Source organism: Blastomonas sp. UPD001, from assembly GCF_003426715.1.
GTDB lineage: Bacteria > Pseudomonadota > Alphaproteobacteria > Sphingomonadales > Sphingomonadaceae > Blastomonas.
The window spans coordinates 2,354,863-2,359,307 of record NZ_QKVT01000001.1; the positions used below are offsets into that span (position 1 = coordinate 2,354,863).

Genomic DNA, 4,445 nt, shown 5'->3' on the forward strand with positions numbered 1-4,445 from the left:
CGTCGATGGCGACCGGCATGCTCAGCGGCCCGGTGCCGCCCGGCGCGCTCGACCAGCGCGTGGCCGAGCTGGAGAACCGGCTGTCGCTGATCAACGTCCAGGCCCAGGCCGCATCGGGCAATGCCGGGCGCGCCGAGGGGCTGCTGATCGCCTTTGCCGCACGCCGAGCGCTCGACCGCGCCTCGGCGCTCGGCTATCTCGAAGGCCAGCTGCAGCTACGCTTCGGCGCGGCCCAGCCCAATGCCGTGGCGACGATCATCCGCGCGTCGAAAACCCCCGTGACGATGGACCAGCTGCGCGCGCAGCTCGACGAGATAGGGCCTTCGCTGGGGTCGGGTCGTGCCGAGAACGAGGGTTTCTGGGACGCCTTCCAGCGCGAGATCAGCGAGCTTTTCGTGATCGAGCAGCAGGGCCGGGAATCGCAGACCCCGACGCAGCGCGTGCAGCGCGCGCGGCGCTATCTGGAGGCGGGCCGGGTCGAGGCGGCGCTGGGCGAGATCGAGAAGCTGCCGGGCCGCGAAAAGGCTGCGGACTGGATCCCGTCGGCGCGATCCGCTCGATCGCGAGCGCGGTGCGCGCGGAGGGCGGCGATGCGTTCGTCACCTGCCCGGTCGATGCGCCCTTCGTTCCGCCCGATCTGGTCACGAGCCTCGCCGCGCAAGCGCCGCTCGCAATGGCCGAGACGCAAGGCGCGTTGCAACCGGTCTTCGCGCTGTGGAGCGCGCGCACGGTGCTCGAGGCGCTGCCGCCCGAGCGTTGTGGCGAGCGCTGGTCGCTGCACCGGCTGGGCGAGGCGATCGGCATGCGCGTCGTGCCCTTTGCCGATCGCCAGGCGCTGATGAACGTCAACACGCCGCGGGAGCTCGAGGCGGCGCGCGCGCATGCTCTTGAAGAACCGGGGAAACGGCTTGGCCTGACCGGATCAACGCGATATTCAGCATAATGAAAGCCGAAAACCATATAGAGCGGCGCTTTGCCGCCGACACGCGGCGCGGCACGCAGCAGGGATGACAGGGGCCAATCTGGCATGGCGGTGAAAGACAAGGGCGGCAAGTCCGCACCCAGAAGCGGAGCCCGCCTCTGGTTCTGGCGCATCGTCAAGATCGGCGCAGCGACATCGGTCTTCGCGCTGATCGCGCTCGTCGTCGCGGTGGCGACGGTAATGGGCTCGCTGCCGAGCTTCAGCGATCTGAAATCCTCACCCAATGGCCAGATGATCCTGGTCAAGGCCGCCGACGGCACCGAGATCATGCAGCTCGGCCCCAGCTTCGGCGAGTGGCTCGACATCGACGACATTCCCCAGGTGATGAAGGACGCGATGATCTCGGTCGAGGACCGGCGCTTCGCCTACCATCCCGGCGTCGATGCGATCGGTATCGGCCGCGCGATCTTCACCACCGTGAGCGGCGGCGGACGGCTGCGCGCGACCTCGACGATCACCCAGCAGCTGGCGCGCAACATCTTCCTCAGCAACAGCCGCTCGTACACGCGCAAGATCCGCGAGGGCATTCTCGCGCTCGCGCTCGAGCAGAAGTTCAGCAAGGACCAGATTCTCGAGCTGTACCTCAACAAGGTCTATTTCGGCGGCGGCGCCTATGGCGTCGATTCCGCCTCGCGCAAGTTCTTCAACCACGATGCGACCACCTTGTCGCTAGCCGAGGCGGCGATCATCGCCGGGCTGGTCAAGGCCCCGTCGCGCTATTCGCCCACCGCCGACAGCGAAGCGGCGATCGGCCGCGCGGGCGTGGTGCTGCAGGTGATGCAGGATGTCGGCACGATCACCCCCGCCCAGGCCGCCGAGGCCGATCTCGAGGCGGTTGAGTTCGCACCGGAAAAGGGCCAGAATTCGGTGCGCTATTTCACCGACTGGGCGCTGCCGCAGCTCGACACGCTGATCGAGGACAATGACGAGCCGATCGTGGTGTGGACCACGCTCGACCTCAATATGCAGCGCGCAGGCACCAATGCGATCCAGGCCTATGTGCCCGGCGGCGCGCAGGGCGCGCTGGTGGCGTTGGACCGCGACGGCGCGGTGCGCGCGATGGTCGGCGGCACCGATTATGTCACCTCGAACTATAACCGCGCCACCAGCGCGCTGCGCCAGCCGGGATCGGCCTGGAAGCTGTTCGTCTACATGGCCGCGCTCGAGGCGGGCTACAAGCCCGAGGACATCGTCACCGACGCGCCGATCACCATCGGCGGATGGACCCCGCGCAACAGCGGCGGCAGCTATGCCGGTGACATCTCGTTACGCACCGCCTTTGCCTATTCGAAGAACACCGTCGCCGCGCGCATCGGCGAGGATGTCGGCACCAGCACCATCGCCAACATGGCGCGCCGCTTCGGCATCACCACGCCGATCACCACCCTGCCCTCGATGGTGCTGGGATCGTCCGAGGTGCGCGTGATCGACATGGTGCGCGCCTTTGCCGGGGTCAGTTCGGGCGGCGTGGCGATCGCGCCCTATGGCATCACCAAGGTGACCACGAGCAAGGGCGAGATACTTTACCAGCACGAGGCGGACCTGAGCCAGGTGCTCGTGCCGCCCTATGTCACCGCCGGGATGACCGACCTGCTACAGACCGCGGTCAATGTCGGCACCGGCCGCGCAGCACAGATCGGCCGACCCGTCGCGGGCAAGACCGGGACGACGAACAGCAACAAGGACGGCTGGTTCCTCGGCTTTTCGAGCGGCATCACCACCGGGGTGTGGATGGGCCGCGACGATGCACGTCCCGTCGGCGGGCTGCAGGGCGGCACCGCGCCCGCGCGCGCCTTTGCCGCGTTCATGAAGGTCGCCGTCGCCAAGCGCAAGGTCGAGCCGTTCGAGACCGAGCTCAAGCTCCCCGAATGGCAGCTCGAGCCCGATGACGAGGCTTATTTCGGCTCGCCCGACGATGTGATCTTCATCGACGAGAACGGCAATCCGGTGGGCCAGGGCGAGGGCGACATTCCGGGCGCCGCACCGCCCGGCGGCATCCCCGGCGAACCGCAACAGCCCGAACGGCTCGACGAGAATTTCATCGACCGCGCGCTGGGCCGCGACACCCAGCCGCAGCGCCCGCAGGTCCGCCAGGCCGAGCCGCGCCCCCCGGTGCGCAGACCTCCGCCGAACCCGCAGGACGACCGCGTTGCGCCGAGATTGCGTGAGGAAGAGGGGCAGTAGTCCCTCCCGCGAACGGATTTCGCCCGATCGCCCGGCATGCCCAGCATCGTCCGGCTGTTTTGGGGAGATTGCGGGGGCTGGTCCGCCGTCCCTGCCCGGATCAGACCGCTGAAATCGCTGCCTGCGCACTGGCGACGAGATCCTGGAGCGCCGCCATATGGCCCGCAAAGGCTCGTCGCCCGGCGCGCGTCAATGATACCCAGGTTCGCTGGCGTCCGTCCTGCGCCGCCTTGCGCAGATCGACATAGCCCGCCTCCTTGAGCGCCGAGAGATGCTTCGAAAGCACCGAGTCACTGACGTCGACGACATCGCGGATGACGGCGAACTCGGCATCCTCGACGCGCGCGAGCATGGCCGCGATCTGCAACCGGGCCGGGGCGTGCAAGGCCGCATCCAGCCTGGTGCTCATGGCTGGGAAATTCCGGTCAGGTCGGTCCTATAGATCTTCTCCCACAGCAAGCTGGCCGCGGTGCAGACGGCAAAGGTAAGGCCCCCTAGGACATAGCCGATCGGCGCGGCCTCGCTCGCTTCGCGGACCCCGACGGCCAAGACCGCCATCGCCAGAACGAAGAGCAGGATGACGAACGTCAACGGACGCGTCGCGCCGGCTTGCCAGCCGGAGACGAACATTCCGTCGCGACGCCGGTCGCCAAGGATGCAGGAGATGAGCAGGACCATCGCGGCGAGGAACATCGCGCCGGCATGGGCAAGCGGCTGTGCGACGGCGGCGACCATCAGCCCTTCGACCAGACCGAACATGGCGTGGCGATGCCATGGCCATCGCGTCCGTTGGGCGAGCCTTTCATGCGTGCGGTCGATGCTGGCCAGAGCCGCTGCAGCCTTGTCCGGGGTCATGGGAGCCTCTTCGTTTTCCATCGTGGAAAGTCGATAGACCTGACTTTCCATGATGGCAAGTCATTTCTTTCCAAGTTGGAAAGTCAGACGATGCTTTGACGCCCCCAGACGCAATCCGGCCCGGAAGCTCGCGCTGCCGGGCCGGATCGGTTGTCAGTCTAACAGTGTATCAGAAGCTCAGTGCTTCACGCCCGCCCAAACGTTGCGATAGGCCATATAGCCCAGGCCCGTCGCGATGATCAGGAAGATCAGCACGGCCCAGCCGGTCTGGTGGCGCTTTTCCAGCGTGGGTTCGGCGGTCCACACCAGGAACGCGGCGACGTCCTTGGCCATCTGGTCGCGGGTGGCGTTGGTGCCGTCCGAATAGGTGACGATGCCGTCGCTGCCGAGCGGGTTGGCCATCGCGATGTTCAGGTTCGCGAAA

General features: G+C 67.2%; 5 protein-coding genes. 2 read left to right on the top strand and 3 right to left on the bottom strand.

Annotated elements, in window-relative coordinates; translation table 11 throughout:
- Positions 1-571 precede the first annotated feature (571 nt).
- Both mobA and DM995_RS12020 read left to right on the top strand, forming a co-directional pair.
- On the top strand, positions 572-943 hold the full coding sequence (gene mobA, locus DM995_RS22780; RefSeq protein ID WP_157973182.1) for a molybdenum cofactor guanylyltransferase: 372 nt from the start codon (positions 572-574) through the stop codon (positions 941-943).
- An 84-nt stretch (positions 944-1,027) separates the two neighbouring features.
- A complete protein-coding gene (locus DM995_RS12020; RefSeq protein WP_116969575.1) occupies positions 1,028-3,166 on the top strand; it encodes a transglycosylase domain-containing protein in 2,139 nt (712 codons plus the stop codon).
- A 100-nt stretch (positions 3,167-3,266) separates the two neighbouring features.
- Here DM995_RS12020 and DM995_RS12025 read toward each other — a convergent pair whose 3' ends face one another.
- The 3 genes from DM995_RS12025 to DM995_RS12035 form a co-directional block, all read right to left on the bottom strand.
- On the bottom strand, positions 3,267-3,575 hold the full coding sequence (locus DM995_RS12025; RefSeq protein WP_116969576.1) for a transcriptional regulator: 309 nt from the start codon (positions 3,573-3,575) through the stop codon (positions 3,267-3,269).
- Positions 3,572-4,072, bottom strand: a complete 501-nt coding sequence (locus tag DM995_RS12030; RefSeq protein ID WP_157973183.1) for a hypothetical protein — start codon at positions 4,070-4,072, stop codon at positions 3,572-3,574. Before DM995_RS12030 ends, DM995_RS12025 begins: the two co-directional genes overlap by 4 nt.
- A gap of 126 nt (positions 4,073-4,198) precedes the next feature.
- The coding region (locus tag DM995_RS12035) for a cytochrome c1 (protein WP_232824350.1) at positions 4,199-4,445 on the bottom strand (247 nt) is incomplete at its 5' end.